The organism is Amycolatopsis sp. NPDC039088, assembly GCF_055598845.1.
In genome coordinates, this window is sequence record NZ_JBVKAE010000059.1 from 1 (window position 1) to 15,434 (window position 15,434).

The window sequence follows — 15,434 nt, forward strand, 5'->3', positions numbered from 1 at the left end:
ACGCTCACGCACCTCACGCGGATGCCTCGAAGACCGGCCCATAACTCCATCCTCACTCACACGATGGAGCCTCCATCAAACCCGGGGCGGTTCACCTGAGCGTAGGGAAGGAGTAAGAGAGCGGTCGGTCCAATGACCCGAATCACTCACGACCAGGTGGGGGATAGGGTGGGGGAATGAGTGACGCGGAGACGTTGTTCGAGCGGATCATCGCGGGTGAGATCCCGTCCGAGAAGGTGTACGAGGACGCGACCACGTACGCGTTCCGTGACATCGCGCCGCAGGCGCGGGTCCACGTGCTCGTGGTGCCGAAGAAGCGGTTCCGGAACCTGGCCGAACTGGCCGCCGCCGAACCGCAGCTTCTCGCCGACGTCGCGGCCACCGCCAAGAAGGTCGCCGAGCTCGAGGGGATCGCCGAATCCGGCTACCGGGTGGTGTTCAACACCGACGGTGACGCCGGGCAGACCGTCTTCCACGTGCACGCGCACGTGCTCGGTGGCGAGCAGCTGGGGCATTTCGGGCGCTGAAGCGCACAGCCGGGAGAAACCGAACTGCGTGCCGCCACCCGCAACCAGTAGCATCGACCTTGTCAGTGTCGTTGAAAATCGCAGCGTAAGCGCAGGAAGTAGGCCCGAGGCCACGTGGCCGGAACCGTACCGGGTGAAGCCGCCCGCCCCGACGTCCCCCTGGACGTCACAGCGAAGGCCGACGAGGCCACCGTCACCGAAGCGGCCCAGTCCCGATTCCCCATCCCCGACGCCGCCGCGCTCAGCCTGCTCGGCTCGAGGGACGAAAACCTCCGGGTCGCCGAGGAACTCCTCGCCGCCGACGTCCACGTCCGGGGCAACGAGGTCACCCTGACCGGGGCACCCGCCGACGTCGCCTTCGCCGAGCGTGTCTTCGCCGAACTCGTGACGCTCGCCGGCCGCGGCCAGCAGGTCGACCCGGCCACCGTCCGCCGCACCGTCGGCATGCTCTCCACCGGTGACCACGAGTCACCGGCCGAAGTGCTGAGCATGAACATCATCTCCCGGCGCGGCAAGACGATCCGGCCCAAGACGCTCAACCAGAAGCGCTACGTCGACGCCATCGACAAGCACACGATCGTCTTCGGCATCGGCCCCGCCGGTACCGGCAAGACGTACCTCGCCATGGCCAAGGCCGTCCAGGCGCTGCAGGCGAAGCAGGTCACGCGCATCGTGCTGACCCGGCCCGCGGTCGAAGCCGGTGAGCGCCTCGGTTACCTGCCGGGCACGCTCAACGAGAAGATCGACCCGTACCTGCGCCCGCTCTACGACGCGCTGCACGACATGGTCGAGCCCGAGTCGATCCCCCGGCTGATGCAGGCGGGCACCATCGAGATCGCGCCGCTCGCGTACATGCGTGGCCGCACCCTCAACGACGCCTTCATCATCCTCGACGAGGCGCAGAACACCACGCCGGAACAGATGAAGATGTTCCTCACCCGGCTCGGGTTCGGCGCCAAGATCGTCGTCACCGGCGACGTCACCCAGGTCGACCTGCCCACCGGTCAGAAGAGCGGTCTGCGGGTGGTCCGGGACATCCTCGAAGGCGTCGACGACCTGCACTTCGCCCAGCTCACCAGCCAGGACGTGGTGCGGCACAGGCTCGTCGGCGACATCGTCGACGCGTACGAGAAGTGGCAGGCACTGCAGGACAGCCAGGACAAGGGCAACGGCTGGAAAGGGCAACGGCGATGAGGAATGAGCGGCTGTCGCCCGCGCTGCGCACCGTCGGGGATGAAGCATGAGCATCGAGATCGCCAACGAATCGGGTGTCAACGTCGACGAGAGCTCGATCGTGTCGGCCGCCCGGTTCGCGCTCGACAAGATGGAGGTCAGCCCGCTCGCCGAGCTGTCCATCCTGCTCGTCACCCTCGAGGTGATGGAGGACCTGCACGAACGCTGGATGGACCTGCCCGGTCCCACCGACGTGATGGCCTTCCCGATGGACGAGCTCGACTCGTCGCGCCGCCCGGACGCACCCGACGCGTCGCCCGCGCTGCTCGGCGACATCGTGCTGTGCCCGGCGTTCGCGAAGGACCAGGCCAAGACGGCCGGGCACGCGCTGATCGACGAGCTGCACCTGCTCACCACGCACGGCGTGCTGCACCTGCTCGGCTACGACCACGCCGAACCCGCCGAGGAACGTGAGATGTTCGGTCTGCAGAAGCGGATCCTCGGCGAGTTCCAGGCGGCCGTGGCCGCGGTGAACCGGCGCGACGCGCAGCGCACCGCGGACGACAGGCTCCTCGGCACCGCCGGTCTCGACGCCGTGCCCGCCGACGAACCCCCCGCTTAGACATGGGTAGTCCCACGGCACTGCTGGTCATCGCCATCGCGCTGATCCTGCTCGCCGGGGTGTTCGCCGCGGCCGACGCGGCGGTCAGCACCGTCTCCAAGGCCCGCGCCGACGGCCTCGTCCGGATGGGCAGGCCGGGCGCGCGCCAGCTCGCGCTGGTCATCGCCGAACGCCGCCGCCACATCAACCTGATCCTGCTGCTGCGGATGACCTGCGAGCTGACCGCCACCGTGCTGGTCACCGTCGACATCCTCGGCTGGGTCCGGCCGCTGTGGCTCGCCATCGTCGTCGCCGCGGCCGTGATGGTCGTGGTGAGCTACGTGCTCATCGGGGTCGGCCCGCGCACCCTCGGCCGCCAGCATCCGTACCGGATCGGCCTGGTCGTCGCGGGGCCGGTCCGCGTCCTCGGCACGGTGCTCGGCCCGCTCAGCAAACTGCTGATCGTCCTCGGTAACGCCATCACCCCCGGCCAAGGTTTCCGCGAAGGCCCGTTCACCTCCGAAGTCGAGCTGCGTGAACTGGTCGACCTGGCCCAGGAACGCGGCGTCGTCGAGGAATCCGAACGCGAGATGATCCACTCGGTGTTCGAGCTCGGCGACACCGTCGCGCGCGAGGTCATGGTGCCGCGTACGGAGATCGTCTGGATCGAGCACGAGAAGACCGTGCGCCAGGCGCTCGCGCTGGCCCTGCGCACCGGGTTCACCCGGCTGCCGGTGATCGGCGAATCCGTCGACGACGTCGCGGGCGTGGTCAACATCAAGGACCTCATGCAGGCGTACATGGCCGAGGGCGGTCAGCAACGCCGGGTCGAAGAGCTGATGAACCCGGCGGGTTTCGTGCCGGATTCGAAGCGGCTCGACGAGCTGCTCAAGGAGATGCAGGTCTCGCACAACCACATGGCGATCGCGGTCGACGAGTACGGCGGCACCGCGGGCCTGCTCACCATCGAGGACATCCTCGAGGAGATCGTCGGCGAGATCACCGACGAATCCGACACCGACGAACGCCCCGAGGTCGAGGAACTCGACAACGGCGCGGTCCGCGTGTCGTCCCGCCTCTCGATCGACGACCTGGGCGAACTGTTCGGAATCGACCTCGAAGACCATGACGTGGAGACCGTGGGCGGGCTGCTCGCCGAGCGACTCGGTAGGGTCCCGCTGCCGGGGGCCGAAGCCGAGGTCGCCGGACTTCGGCTGTTCGCCGAAGGCGGTAAGGACCGGCGCGGGCGGATGCGGATCACCACGGTGGTCGTCCACCCCGCCGACGCGGACGCGGTGACCGACGCTGCCCAGGGCAGGCGCCGTACCCGGCTTCCGCAGCCCGATGAAAGTGACAGGAGTGTCGAACATGCCTGAGCTGGACGCCGAGGACGAGAAGCTGGTGACCCTGGCCAGGTCCGCGCGAGCCCGCACCCAGGCCGCCGAAGGCGCCGCGCTCCGCGACACCGACGGCCGTACCTACGCGGCGAGCACGGTCGATCAGCCGTCCTTCAAGCTCACCGCGCTGCAGGCCGCCGTCGCGGCCGCCGTTTCGAGTGGGGCCGAAGGAATCGAGGCCGCCGTCGTGGTCACCCCGGAGGGCCTGCTGAAGGGTGCCTCGGTCCAGGCGGTGCGGGACATCGCCGAAGCGGCCCCGATCTATCTGGTCGATCCCAGTGGCAAGGTGCTGAACTGATGGCCGAGCCGCATCGCTCCGGATTCGCCTGTTTCGTCGGACGGCCGAACGCGGGCAAGTCGACGCTCACCAACGCGCTCGTCGGCAGCAAGGTCGCGATCACCTCCAGCAAACCGCAGACCACGCGGCACGCCATCCGCGGCATCGTCCACCGCGAAGACGCGCAGCTGGTGATCATCGACACACCGGGACTGCACCGGCCGAGGACACTGCTGGGCGAGCGGCTCAACGACATCGTCCACTCGACATGGTCCGAAGTGGACGTCGTCGGACTTTGCGTGCCCGCCAACGAAAAAGTCGGTCCCGGTGACCGGTTCATCGCCGCCGAACTCAAGAAGATCGCCCAGCGCACCCCGGTGATCGGCATCGTCACCAAGACGGACCTCGTGAAACCCGAGCAGGTCGCCGAGCAACTGCTCGCCCTGCAGGAGGTCATGGAGTTCGCCGAACTCATCCCGGTGTCCGCTGTGGACGGTTTCCAGGTCGGCGCGCTCGCGGACCTGCTGGTGCGGCACCTTCCCGAAGGCCCGCAGCTGTATCCGGGCGGCGAACTCACCGACGAGCCGGAGCAGACCCTGGTCGCCGAGCTGATCCGCGAGGCGGCCCTGGAGGGCGTCCGTGACGAACTTCCGCACTCGATCGCCGTCACCGTGGAGGAAATGCTGCCGCACGAGGGCAGGGACGACATGATCGACGTCCACGCGTTCCTCTATGTGGAACGACCGAGCCAGAAGGGCATCATCCTCGGGCACAAGGGGGAGCGCCTCAAGGACGTCGGCGCCCGCGCCCGGCAGCAGATCGAGGGGCTCCTCGGTACGAAGGTCTATCTCGACCTGCACATCAAGGTGGCCAAAGAGTGGCAGCGCGACCCCCGTCAGTTGCGACGGCTGGGCTTCTGACCGCTTTTACCTGAACGGTATGTCTCGATTCGGTCGCGGAGACCGGTTGATGGTGTGGAACCGGACGGGTGACCCTAGAGTCTCACTCCTCGACTCCGGTGATCGCTGATCGGGCGGCGCGCGCCCGGGTCGATTTGCACATCATCATTCGTGAAGGGAAAGCGGTAAATGACCGACAACCAGGGCCTGCCCAACTACTCCGGCGACCCTCAGGGCGGGGGCGGCTTCAACAACCCCGGCCCGCCGCCCAACAACAACCTGGTGTGGGCGATCCTCACCACGATCCTGTGCTGCCTGCCCTTCGGCATCGTCGCGATCGTCAAGGCGAACCAGGTGAACACCCTCTGGGCGCAGGGCCAGCCCGCCGCGGCGCAGGAAGCGGCCGACCAGGCGAAGAAGTGGTCGATCATCGCGGCGATCGTCGGTGTCGTGCTCGCCATCCTGTACGTCGTCTTCTTCGTCGTTCTCGGTGTCTTCGCGTCGTCCGTCGACGTGAACAACTACCGCTGATAGCGGCGATCGAGGGGGAGACCTCATGACCGACCAGTACCCGAACTACCCGCCTCCTGGCGGGCCTCCGCCGCAGCAGCCCTATTACGGTGGCATGCCGAACTACAGTCCGCCGCCGGACAACAACCTCGTGTGGGCCATTCTCTGCACGGTGTTGTGCTGCTTGCCGCTGGGTATCGTCGCGATCGTGAAGTCGAGCCAGGTGCAGACGTTGTGGGCGCAGGGCTTCCACGCCGAAGCCCAGAAGGCGGCCGACGACGCGAAGAAGTGGTCGATGTGGGGAGCGATCGCCACCGGCGGTCTTTTCCTGCTGTACATCATCTTCATCGTGGTGATGATCATCATCGGCGCGTCGGCGGGAAGCTTCACGCCGTGACGACGTCCGTCTACACGGGATTCCCGGCGCGCGGGTTCAAGGCAAAGGCCCGCGCGCTGGGGCCGCCGCTCGCCATCGCGGCAGGCGCCGGGCTCGGCTGTGTCGCATTGTGGCTGGGCGATCCCACCACCCCCGGCGGACCGCTTCCGGTCTGTCCCACCAAAACACTGCTGGGCATCGCCTGCCCCGGTTGCGGTGGCATGCGCATGGTCTACAGCGCGCTGCACGGAGACATCCCCGCCGCGCTGCACTACAACGCGGTGTCCTTTGTGGTCGTTCTGCTGCTCGTCTGGAGCACTGTCGCCTGGACGGTCGGCAGGCTTCGCGGCAGGCCGGTGAACAGCTGGCTGCACTGGCGCTGGACGCCGCTCGCGTTCGGTGTCGTGTTCGTCGTCTGGTTCGTCATCCGTAACCTGCCCTTCGCTCCGTTCACCTCCCTTTACGTCTGAGTGACGGGCCGAGGCCCGGATCGTCGGTGGCACCGAGTACGCTCCCGCGCACCGGTCTGCTCGGTGTGTACCCATGCCGTACATTCAGGCCGGGTCGCCGCACGAGGGCCCCGTGCGCCAGGGGGCGAGGAACCAGCGAGGGGATTTCGATGACCACTCCCTACGGCCAGCAGCCGCCGGGACACCAGCCGCCGCCCGGGTTCGGGCCTCCTCCGGGGGAGGGGCAGCAGGGGGTGGGGCAGCAGGGGCAGTCCCAGCAGTCCCCGTTCGGGCAGCAGCCGCAGCAACAGCAGTCACCCTTCGGTCAGCAGCCCGGCCAGCCCCCGTTCGGGCAGCAGCCGCCGTACGGGCAGGCGCCGTTCGGCCAGGCTTCGCCGTACGGCCTGCCTTCGCACGCGTACGCGCACTGGGGCAAGCGGCTCGCCGCGATGCTGCTCGACTTCAGCCCGATCATCTTGGTCTACATCATCGGCGGGATCTACTACCTGGTGACCAAGTCCGAAGCCAGCATCGCGCTGGGCATCGCCGGGATCGTCTTCATGGGTTTCACCATCTGGAACCGGTGGATCCTGATGGGCACCACCGGGCAGTCGCTCGGCAAGCGGTTCCTGAAGATCAAGCTTGTCAAGCAAACCACCGGCGAGCCGCTCGGCATCGGGATGACGATCGCCCGCGAGTTCTGCCACTTCTTCGACAACTTCCTCTTCGGCCTCGGCTACTGGTGGCCGCTGTGGGACCTGAAGCGGCAGACCTTCGCGGACAAGATCGTCGGCACGATCGTGCTTCCCGCCGACGCCGAGGCGCCCGGAGCGCAGCAGCAGTTCGGCGGCCAGGCCGGTTTCCCCGCGCCGCAGTCGTCGCCGTTCGGGCAGCCCCAGCAGGCCCCGTCGGGTGCCTTCGGCCAGCCGCAGCAGCAGACGCCGTTCGGGCAGCAGCAACCTCAGCAGCCCCAGCCGTTCGGGCAGCAGCCGCCGGGAACCGCGACCCCGTCCTCGGAGTCCCAAACCGAACCGGGCTTCGGCGAGTCCGAGCCGACCCAGGTGCTTCGCCCCGGTCAGTCCCAGCAGGCGCCGTCCGGGTTCGACGAAGCCGAGCCGACGCAGAAGCTCACGCCGGAACAGCTGAGGCAGCAGCTGCCCGGTGCGGACGGGCCGAACGGGCCCGGAACGCCGCAACAGTAAGAAATGACCGGCGGGATCCACCCGCCGGGAAGCACGACAAAAGTGGGGAACCCGATGACGAACCCGTACGGCCAGCAGCCCGGCTACGGCCAGCAGCAGCCTTATGGCCAGCAGCCTCAGCCCGGCTACGGACCTCCGTCCGGCGCCACGCCCGCACCGTACGGCCAGCCTTCCGGGGCGAACCCGATGCCGTACGGCCAGCCGGCGCCTTACGGTCAGCCGTCGCCGTACGGCCAGCCCGCGCCCTACGGCGCTCCGGGCGGCATGCCCGGCGGCGGGGACATCAACTCGATCCCCGACTACAAGGGCTGGGCGATCGGCTGCATCTTCCTCTGCTGGATCGTCGCGATCTTCGCGATCATGAAGTCCAACGAGGTCAACACCTACAAGATGCAGGGCAACTACGCCGCCGCCATGGACGCGTCGAAGTCGACGAAGACCATGTGCATGATCGCGTCGATCATCGGTGGCGTCGGCTGTCTGCTCTCCCTGCTCTGGATCATCGTGGGCATCGCGACGGCGTTCTAACCCCGAAACAACAACGAGGACTCTTTAAATGACCAACCCTTACGGCCAGCAGCAGCCCTACGGGCAGCAGCAGCCTGGCTATGGACCCCCGTCCGGCGGCATGCCCGCTCCCTACGGCCAGCCCGCCCCGTACGGCCAGCCGTCTCCCTACGGCGCACCGGGCGGTATGCCCGGCGGTGGCGGCGACATCAACGCCATCAAGGACTACAAGGGCTGGGCGATCGGCTGCATCTTCCTCTGCTGGATCATCGCGATCTTCGCGATCATGAAGTCCAACGAGGTCAACACCTACAAGATGCAGGGCAACTACGCCGCCGCCGCGGACGCGTCGAGGTCGACGCGGACCATGTGCATGATCGCGTCGATCATCGGTGGTGTCGGCTGCGCCTTCGCCATCGTGATGATCGTCATCTCGATCATCGCGGCTTCGACGGCGACCTACAGCAGCTGCTACGGCAGCTACTGCTGATTCCAGGGCGCACCACCCCGATGTCGGTCCCAGGTGGGACGATGTCGGGGTGGTGAACCTCTATCGCGACACCGGAGTGGTGTTGCGGACGCACAAACTGGGTGAGGCCGACCGGATCATCACCCTGCTCACGCGGCGGCACGGCAAGGTCCGTGCGGTCGCGAAAGGCGTGCGTCGGACCTCGTCGCGCTTCGGGGCGCGTTTGGAGCCGTTCGGGCACGTCGACGTCCAGTTCTACACCGGCCGTTCGCTCGACGTGATCACCCAGGTCGAGACGGTCGACGCCTTCGCCTCGCCGCTGGTGGCCGATTATCAGCGCTACACCGCGGCGAGCGCCATCGCCGAGACGGCCGACCGGCTGTCCGCCGAAGAGGGCGAACCGGTACTCAAGCTCTACATGCTCGTCGTCGGCGCCCTGCGGGCACTCGCGGGCGGCGAACGCGACAGCTCCCTCGTCCTCGACGCCTTCTTCCTGCGGGCCATGGCCTACGCGGGATGGGCACCCGCGATCACCGAATGCGCCCGGTGCGGCCTGCCAGGACCGCACAAGGCGTTCAGCGTGTCGGCGGGCGGTTCGATGTGCCCGGATTGCCGGGTTCCCGGCTGTGTCCACCCCTCCCAGGAGGTGCTGACCCTGCTCGCGGCGCTCCTGCACGGGGAGTGGCCGGTGGCCGAAGCGGCGCTGCCGGTGCCGCGGCGGGACGCTTCGGGGCTGGTCGCGGCGCATCTGCAGTGGCATCTGGAGCGTCAGCTGCGGTCGCTGCCGCTGGTGGAGAGGCGTGCGCGGGAGGGCGTCACCGGAGCGCAGTAGGGTCGCAGGCACAGGTTCACTCGATCAGGAGGCTCGAAGGTGCTGCGCAGGGGACGCGAGAACAAGGCGTCACAATTCGAACTTCGCGCGCCGGAGCCGCATCCGTCCGGTGCCCGGCCGCCGGAGATCCCCCAGGAACTCCTCCCGAAGCATGTGGCGCTGGTGATGGACGGCAACGGCCGCTGGGCCAACCAGCGCGGCCTGCCTCGGATCGAAGGCCACAAGCGCGGCGAAGCGGTGATGATCGACGTCGCCAGCGGCGCCGTGGAACTCGGTGTCAAATGGCTGTCGGTGTACGCGTTCTCCACCGAGAACTGGAAGCGGAGCCCGGAAGAGGTCCGCTTCCTGATGGGCTTCAACCGCGACACCATCCGCCGTCAGGTCGACTACCTCGGCTCGATCGGCGTCCGCATCCGCTGGGCGGGGCGCCGTCCCAAGCTGTGGGCGAGCGTCATCAAGGAACTCCAGGTCGCCGAGGAGAAGACCAAGAACAACACGGCGCTGAACATGACCATGTGCGTCAACTACGGCGGCCGCGCCGAACTGGGCGACGCCATGCGCCGGATCGCACAGGACGTGGCCGACGGGAAACTGAACCCGGACAAGGTCACCGAGAAGACCATCGGGAAGTACCTGTACCAGCCCGACATGCCGGACGTGGACCTGTTCCTGCGGCCGTCGGGGGAGCAGCGGACGTCGAACTTCCTGCTCTGGCAGTCGGCCTACGCCGAGATGGTCTACCAGGACACGCTCTTCCCGGACTTCGACCGCACCCACCTGTGGCGGGCATGCCTCGAGTTCGCGAAACGGGACCGTCGCTTCGGCGGTGCCATCGACAAGGCTTCGGAAGGAACCTCATGACCACCGAAGCGGCGGACACGGCGGCGTTGCTGACGTCGGCACGGGAAGCCCTCGAGCGCTATCTCGAAGTCCACGTCGACGACGACGGCGCGCTGACCTTCTCGCACGCGGACGTCCCTTGCGTGATCCAGGCGACCCGGCTGGCCGAAGGGCTGACCGTGCTGAGCCTGACCTGCGTCGTCGCCTGGGATCTGCCGGACGACCCGGCGATCGCGGCCTCGGCGGCGGAACGCGCCGGGCAGGGCCTGTTCGGGACGCTCGGGGTCGTGCGCTCGGAGAAGGGCATCGACATCACCCTGAGGTACGCGTTCCCGGCTGAGGGGATGGATTCCTCGCCGCTCGGGACGTTGCTCATGCTGGTCGTGTCGACGGCGTCGCAGCTGCGCAGTGATCTTCTGGGTACGACCTCCGGGGACTGACCCCGGGAACACAGGGTCACCTGGCATCATCTCGCGCATGGAAACCATTTCCACGAGCGCCCCGGAGCGGAAGCCGGTCCGGCGGTTCAAGATCACTTCGATCGAAGTGCTCTGCGCGATCCTGCTGATCGCGATCCTCGGGCAGAGCTGGCTCCAGCAGGTGTTCGACGTGCCCGCGCTGCGGACCGGCTCGACGGTGTTCGTCGCCGTCTGCGTGCAGGCGCTGCCGTTCCTGGTGCTCGGGGTCCTGATCAGCGGTGCGATCGCGGCGTTCGTACCCGCTCGCGTGCTGGAGAAGGTGCTGCCCCGGCGCGCGGGCGCGGCGGTCGGCGTCGCGGGTCTGGCCGGGGTCGCCCTGCCGGGTTGTGAATGCGCCTCGGTGCCGGTGGCGCGGCGGCTGATCGGCCAGGGCGTCGCACCCGCGGCCGCGCTGACGTTCCTGCTGGCCGCTCCCGCGGTGAACCCGGTGGTGCTGGTCGCCACGGCGGTGGCGTTCCCCGGGAACCCGGAGATGGTGTTCGCCCGGTTCGCCGGTTCGCTCGCCACGGCGATGGTGATGGGCTGGCTGTGGGCGAAGTGGGGCAAGCTCGACTGGATCGCGGAGCGCGCTTTGCGGCGTCTTCCGGAGGTCAAGCACGGTTCGCGCTGGAAGACCTTCGCCGAGACGGCGCGGGCGGATCTGGTCGAGGCGGGCGGATTCCTCGTGCTCGGCGCGATGATCGCCGCCGCGATGAACGTGCTCGTGCCCGCCAAATGGTTCGGCGTGCTGGGGGAGCAGATCGTGCTCGGGATCCTGGTGATGGCCGTGCTCGCCGTCGTGCTGGCCCTGTGCAGTGAGGCCGACGCCTTCGTCGCCGCGTCGCTGACCGCGATGCCGCTGCTGCCGAAACTGGTGTTCCTGGTGGTCGGACCCGCGATCGACGTGAAGCTGTTCGCCCTGCAGACCGGTACCTTCGGCAAATCCTTCGCGCTGCGCTTCGCGCCGGTGACGTTCGTCGTCGCGTTGTCCTGCGCCGTGGTCTCGGGCGTGCTGATCCTCGGAGGTGGCGCGTGAAACGCGAGACCCAGAACATCCTGCTGATCCTGCTCGGCGGGGCACTGCTCAAGATCACGATCAACGGCGACTACCTGCGCTACGTCAAACCCGCGCAGCAGCCGTGGATCATCGCGGGCGGTGCGGTGATGGTCACGCTGGGCGCGGTCGCGATCGTCCGCGACCTGCTGGCCGCGCGCGCCGCCGCCGTCGTCTCCGGCGACGTCCACGCGCACGACCACAACACGCGTTCGGCGTGGCTGCTGATGGTCCCGGTACTGGCCGTCTTCCTGGTCGCGCCGCCCGCGCTGGGCGCCGACTCGGTGACCCGGACCGAGGCGAGGGCACCGCAGAGCGCCTCGGCGAGCAACGCGGCCGCCTTCCCTCCGCTACCCGCCGGGGACGTGGTGCCGTTGGAGGTCAACGAGTTCGTCAGCCGCGCCGGCTGGGACAAGAGCGGGACCCTGAACGGGCGCACGGTGCGGCTCTCCGGATTCGTCGTGCACAACGAAGGCAACACGATGCTGGCCAGGCTGGTCATCGGCTGCTGCGCGGCCGACGCCTACCCGATCACCGTGCGGCTGGTCGGCGAGGGCGTTTCGGGCTTCGGCAACGACACCTGGCTGGAGGTGACCGGGACGGTCGTGCCGGGCACCGCGGTGCGAGAGAACAGCTACACGCCGGATTTGACGCTTGCTTCGGTGCGGCAGGTGCCGGCGCCGAAGGACCAGTACGAGTACTGAGCAGGCGCCTAGCGCTGTGGGCTGGGTCGTGAGTGGCGATTCGGGTCTGGCCAAGGGTGTTTAGGTACCTACGGCAGGTGGGGCCGGTAGCGGCCGGGCCGTGAAGGGCTCCTTGAGGGACTCAGAGTCCCTCAAGGAGCCCCTCACCCGTCGCGGACGGCCGTCACGAGCCTCAACGGCACCACCAGTCACACCGGGGCGCGTGAAGGACCCTTTCCTTGCGCCTGGTGCAAGGAAAGGGTCTTCATGTACTTGGGGAAGGTGTGAAGGTCGAGTTTCCTCGGCTGAGCCGAGGGAAGGAGGCCTCACGCGCCGCCGCTGTGACTACTGGGGCTGTTGGTGTTGCTGAGGCCGCGGATGGTGATCGCGTAGTCCGTGAAGGCCTCCTTCCCTACCCTCAAAGTCAGGGTCTCGGCAAAGTCGCGGTCTTGCAGGTCAGGCGACTATTCCTGCACTGTCACGGGCCGCGCACCAGCGGCGGAGCTTGATCAACGGAAGATCAGGGACACTCAAGGTCCCCGATCTTCCGTTGATCAAGGTCGAGCCGGGGTAGAGCAGGCCTGATCCTGGACACCAGCGGGCTTCAGTGTCCACAAGAGACACCGCCAGCCGATCGACTGTCCGATTGATGCCGCTAAATACGTTTCCGCGCGGGGTCGTGAGTGTTAAAGAGGGTTAGAACGACCCACATCACTCACGACCCCCTCGCCACACCCCGCAACTCGCCCAAATCGGGCACGTTTGTCCCGAGAAGTGTCCCTTATGGACAGTCGGGAGCCAGGTGAGGCCCCTTTACGTGAACCCGCTCCCGCCGGGTCCGCCACGACACGTTCGCCTTGACCCGCGCTAGTAATGGAGCCGACCAGCAGTTATGCGACTTCGCCGGGACCCTCCCCTCAAAGTAGGGAAGGAGGCCTTCACGGACCGACCCTGCGGCCACCTGGCCGCCACATTCAGTAGGTACCTGAGAGGGGTTCTAACCCGAAGCGCTACTCACGACCACCTGCGCCGAAGCGTCAGTGGTTCGAGCAGGTCCCGACGATCTCCACGGTGTGGCTGATGTCGGAGAAGCCGTGCTCCGAAGCGATCTTCTCGGCCCAGCGCTCGACCGCCGGTCCTTCGACCTCGACGGTGCTGCCGCAGAGACGGCACACCAGGTGATGGTGGTGGTGCGACGAGCAGCGGCGGTAGATGGCCTCACCGGTGTCGGTGCGCAGGGTGTCGATCTCGCCGGCCTCCGACAGCGACTGCAGCGTCCGGTACACCGTGGTGAGCCCGATTCCGTCGCCGCGTTTGCGCAGCTCGTCGTGCAGTTCCTGGGCGGAACGGAAGTCGTCGATCTCCTTGAGCAGCTCGACTACGGCGGCCCGCTGTTTCGTCGACCGGCGACCCGGCACCGGCGCGGAACCGTTGGCCGTCGTGGGACTCATGCTCACTTCCCCTCCTGAACGTGGGCTACGGCGTCCACCACGATATGCGCAAGGTGATCGTCGACCAGCCGGTACACCACCTCACGGCCCCGTCGCTCGCCCTGGACGACGCCCGCGGTCTTCAGCACCCGCAGGTGCTGGCTGATCAGCGGTTGCGCGACGTCGAGGGTGTCCACCAGTTCGTGCACGCACCGGTCGGCGCTGCGCAGCTGCAGGACGATGGCGATGCGGACGGGGGCGGCGAGTGCTCTGAGCAGGTCACCGGCGTCCGCGAGGGCGGCGGCCGACGCCGAAGCCGCGGGCTCGGCGGGCGGACGGGCGGCCGAATGCGGTCCGGGGTCTTCCGTGAAGCCCGGGGCGGCCGAGTCCGGGGTCACCGTAGCCATGCCGCCTCCATGTTCATCATGATTTCCGAAGTCATTGCCAGTAACAGTGCACCCCATCTTAGTGTTCCCGCCTCACCTGGTCTGTTCGCCGACCGGGCGACCACTCGGCGGCGGCGTTACTGCTCCATTCGGGTGACTTCGCAAAGAAATGACCATTCCACTTCGCATGTGGTCGCTGACGGTGCAAGGTTGTCGCGGAGCGTTTCGTCGCTTCTCGTACGCTGACGACCGCGCTCGAAGGGCCCGGAGAGGCAGTGGGGAGACATGACTCGTTTCGTGACGAAGCTGGCCGCCGTGACGGCGGCTTTCGCTTTGGCGTCGGTTCCGGGGCTCGCCTCGGCGCAGACGACGCAGGCCGTCGATGAGAAGACCGGACCCGTGTCGTTCGCGAACGTGGCGTCGGCGCGGATCGGGAACTCGGGTTCGCTGATCACCGAGACCCAGCGGTCGCCGCTGACCCCCGGCCAGTCGAAGCTCTCCCCGGATCGCACCGTCGTCCCCCGTGACGAGGGTGAACGCAAGACCTTCGGCGGCAACTGGGACATCAACCTCGGCCGCTACGGCTCGTCCGCGAACCCGTATCCGAGCGGTATCGCCAGCCGCGACCACAACGTGCTCGCCGCGCTGCAGCAGACCACCGTCCCGACGGCGGTCGCGGAGAGCAACTACGCCCTGATCGACAACGGACGCGGCGGCGCGAAGCCCGCCGACAACACCGTGCTGGTCCTCGAGGGCGCGAAGAGCGCCGTCGACTGCTCGTCGCCGAGCAAGCCGTCGTCGTCGACGAGCGTGTCGAAGATCTGGGTGCGCGACGAGAACGGCGCGCTGAAGCCGTCCGGCGCTTCGGGCGTCGACATCAAGGGGCTCAAGCTCGGCCCGCTGTCGACCGTCCAGGCCGAGAAGGTCAGCAAGGAGAAGACCACCTCCGACCTGACCGTGTCCCGGGTGACCGCCTTCGACCAGCTGATCCGGCAGGACGGCTGGCGCAGCGGCGACGTCACCGCCGCCGCGGGCTGGAAACTGGAGGTCGTCACGCATGTGCGCGACGCGGACGGCAAGGACCTGCGCGAGGCCCGCGCGACGATCGTGCTCGGCGGCGTGAGCTGCTCGATCCCGAAGAACTTCGTCGCGAAGCCCGCCGGTGGTACCGGGCCGGGCGCGGCGCCCGAGCAGCCGTCGGTGCCGGGGACGGTGCCCGCGGGCGGTGTCCCGCCGCAGACCGCCGACCCGACGCGGACCGTGGTCGGCTTCGGGCTGCTGGGCGGCGGCATCGTGATCGGCGCGGCGGCCATGCTGCTCTACCGCCGTCGCAAACCCGTTCCGGTACGGGAGAAGTAGCGGTC

20 protein-coding genes are annotated in these 15,434 nt (G+C 67.9%); 18 read left to right on the forward strand and 2 right to left on the reverse strand.

Features of this window, described 5'->3' with window-relative positions; all coding sequences use genetic code 11:
• Positions 1–176 precede the first annotated feature (176 nt).
• The 17 genes from ACZ7KI_RS40700 to ACZ7KI_RS40780 all read left to right on the forward strand — a co-directional run bounded on the left by ACZ7KI_RS40700 (position 177) and on the right by ACZ7KI_RS40780 (position 12,275).
• Positions 177–527 (forward strand): histidine triad nucleotide-binding protein, encoded by a 351-nt coding sequence (locus tag ACZ7KI_RS40700; protein WP_470278345.1) that lies wholly within the window; start codon positions 177–179, stop codon positions 525–527.
• A 114-nt stretch (positions 528–641) separates the two neighbouring features.
• Positions 642–1,721: a PhoH family protein gene (locus tag ACZ7KI_RS40705; protein WP_470278346.1), complete on the forward strand. Its 1,080-nt coding sequence runs from the start codon at positions 642–644 to the stop codon at positions 1,719–1,721.
• 46 nt (positions 1,722–1,767) lie between these two features.
• Positions 1,768–2,322 (forward strand): rRNA maturation RNase YbeY, encoded by a 555-nt coding sequence (gene ybeY, locus ACZ7KI_RS40710; RefSeq protein ID WP_470278347.1) that lies wholly within the window; start codon positions 1,768–1,770, stop codon positions 2,320–2,322.
• Positions 2,323–2,324: 2 nt separating this feature from the next.
• Positions 2,325–3,677, forward strand: a complete 1,353-nt coding sequence (locus ACZ7KI_RS40715; RefSeq protein WP_465506308.1) for a hemolysin family protein — start codon at positions 2,325–2,327, stop codon at positions 3,675–3,677.
• Entirely contained in the window at positions 3,670–3,996 is a 327-nt protein-coding gene (locus tag ACZ7KI_RS40720) for a cytidine deaminase (protein WP_470278348.1), read from the forward strand. The genes ACZ7KI_RS40715 and ACZ7KI_RS40720 overlap by 8 nt, the downstream gene beginning before the upstream one ends.
• Complete coding sequence (gene era / locus ACZ7KI_RS40725; RefSeq protein ID WP_470278349.1) at positions 3,996–4,895, forward strand: GTPase Era; 900 nt, start codon at positions 3,996–3,998, stop codon at positions 4,893–4,895. The genes ACZ7KI_RS40720 and era overlap by 1 nt, the downstream gene beginning before the upstream one ends.
• Before the next feature lie 168 nt (positions 4,896–5,063).
• Positions 5,064–5,405 carry a CD225/dispanin family protein gene (locus ACZ7KI_RS40730; protein ID WP_470278350.1) on the forward strand — a complete coding sequence of 114 codons (342 nt, stop codon included), beginning with the start codon at positions 5,064–5,066 and terminating at the stop codon, positions 5,403–5,405.
• A gap of 25 nt (positions 5,406–5,430) precedes the next feature.
• Entirely contained in the window at positions 5,431–5,781 is a 351-nt protein-coding gene (locus ACZ7KI_RS40735; RefSeq protein ID WP_470278351.1) for a CD225/dispanin family protein, read from the forward strand.
• Complete coding sequence (locus ACZ7KI_RS40740) at positions 5,778–6,230, forward strand: DUF2752 domain-containing protein (protein ID WP_470278352.1); 453 nt, start codon at positions 5,778–5,780, stop codon at positions 6,228–6,230. The genes ACZ7KI_RS40735 and ACZ7KI_RS40740 overlap by 4 nt, the downstream gene beginning before the upstream one ends.
• Before the next feature lie 149 nt (positions 6,231–6,379).
• On the forward strand, positions 6,380–7,411 hold the full coding sequence (locus ACZ7KI_RS40745) for an RDD family protein (protein ID WP_470278353.1): 1,032 nt from the start codon (positions 6,380–6,382) through the stop codon (positions 7,409–7,411).
• A 54-nt stretch (positions 7,412–7,465) separates the two neighbouring features.
• On the forward strand, positions 7,466–7,939 hold the full coding sequence (locus ACZ7KI_RS40750; protein ID WP_465463732.1) for a CD225/dispanin family protein: 474 nt from the start codon (positions 7,466–7,468) through the stop codon (positions 7,937–7,939).
• Positions 7,940–7,967: 28 nt separating this feature from the next.
• Positions 7,968–8,408 carry a CD225/dispanin family protein gene (locus ACZ7KI_RS40755; RefSeq protein ID WP_470278354.1) on the forward strand — a complete coding sequence of 147 codons (441 nt, stop codon included), beginning with the start codon at positions 7,968–7,970 and terminating at the stop codon, positions 8,406–8,408.
• A gap of 49 nt (positions 8,409–8,457) precedes the next feature.
• Positions 8,458–9,219 carry a DNA repair protein RecO gene (gene recO, locus ACZ7KI_RS40760; RefSeq protein ID WP_061982748.1) on the forward strand — a complete coding sequence of 254 codons (762 nt, stop codon included), beginning with the start codon at positions 8,458–8,460 and terminating at the stop codon, positions 9,217–9,219.
• A gap of 39 nt (positions 9,220–9,258) precedes the next feature.
• On the forward strand, positions 9,259–10,080 hold the full coding sequence (locus ACZ7KI_RS40765) for an isoprenyl transferase (RefSeq protein ID WP_364203214.1): 822 nt from the start codon (positions 9,259–9,261) through the stop codon (positions 10,078–10,080).
• A complete protein-coding gene (locus ACZ7KI_RS40770; RefSeq protein WP_470278355.1) occupies positions 10,077–10,499 on the forward strand; it encodes a hypothetical protein in 423 nt (140 codons plus the stop codon). The genes ACZ7KI_RS40765 and ACZ7KI_RS40770 overlap by 4 nt, the downstream gene beginning before the upstream one ends.
• Before the next feature lie 37 nt (positions 10,500–10,536).
• Entirely contained in the window at positions 10,537–11,553 is a 1,017-nt protein-coding gene (locus ACZ7KI_RS40775; RefSeq protein ID WP_470278356.1) for a permease, read from the forward strand.
• A complete protein-coding gene (locus tag ACZ7KI_RS40780) occupies positions 11,550–12,275 on the forward strand; it encodes a TIGR03943 family putative permease subunit (protein WP_470278357.1) in 726 nt (241 codons plus the stop codon). Before ACZ7KI_RS40775 ends, ACZ7KI_RS40780 begins: the two co-directional genes overlap by 4 nt.
• Before the next feature lie 1,016 nt (positions 12,276–13,291).
• On the opposite strand, the gene ACZ7KI_RS40785 is transcribed toward ACZ7KI_RS40780, so the two are convergent.
• On the reverse strand, positions 13,292–13,705 hold the full coding sequence (locus tag ACZ7KI_RS40785; RefSeq protein WP_037310463.1) for a Fur family transcriptional regulator: 414 nt from the start codon (positions 13,703–13,705) through the stop codon (positions 13,292–13,294).
• Between the two features lie 2 nt (positions 13,706–13,707).
• Complete coding sequence (locus ACZ7KI_RS40790) at positions 13,708–14,091, reverse strand: ArsR/SmtB family transcription factor (RefSeq protein WP_465463739.1); 384 nt, start codon at positions 14,089–14,091, stop codon at positions 13,708–13,710.
• Positions 14,092–14,355: 264 nt separating this feature from the next.
• On the opposite strand from ACZ7KI_RS40790, the gene ACZ7KI_RS40795 reads away from it, so the two are divergent.
• Positions 14,356–15,429: a hypothetical protein gene (locus ACZ7KI_RS40795; protein WP_470278358.1), complete on the forward strand. Its 1,074-nt coding sequence runs from the start codon at positions 14,356–14,358 to the stop codon at positions 15,427–15,429.
• Positions 15,430–15,434 lie beyond the last annotated feature (5 nt).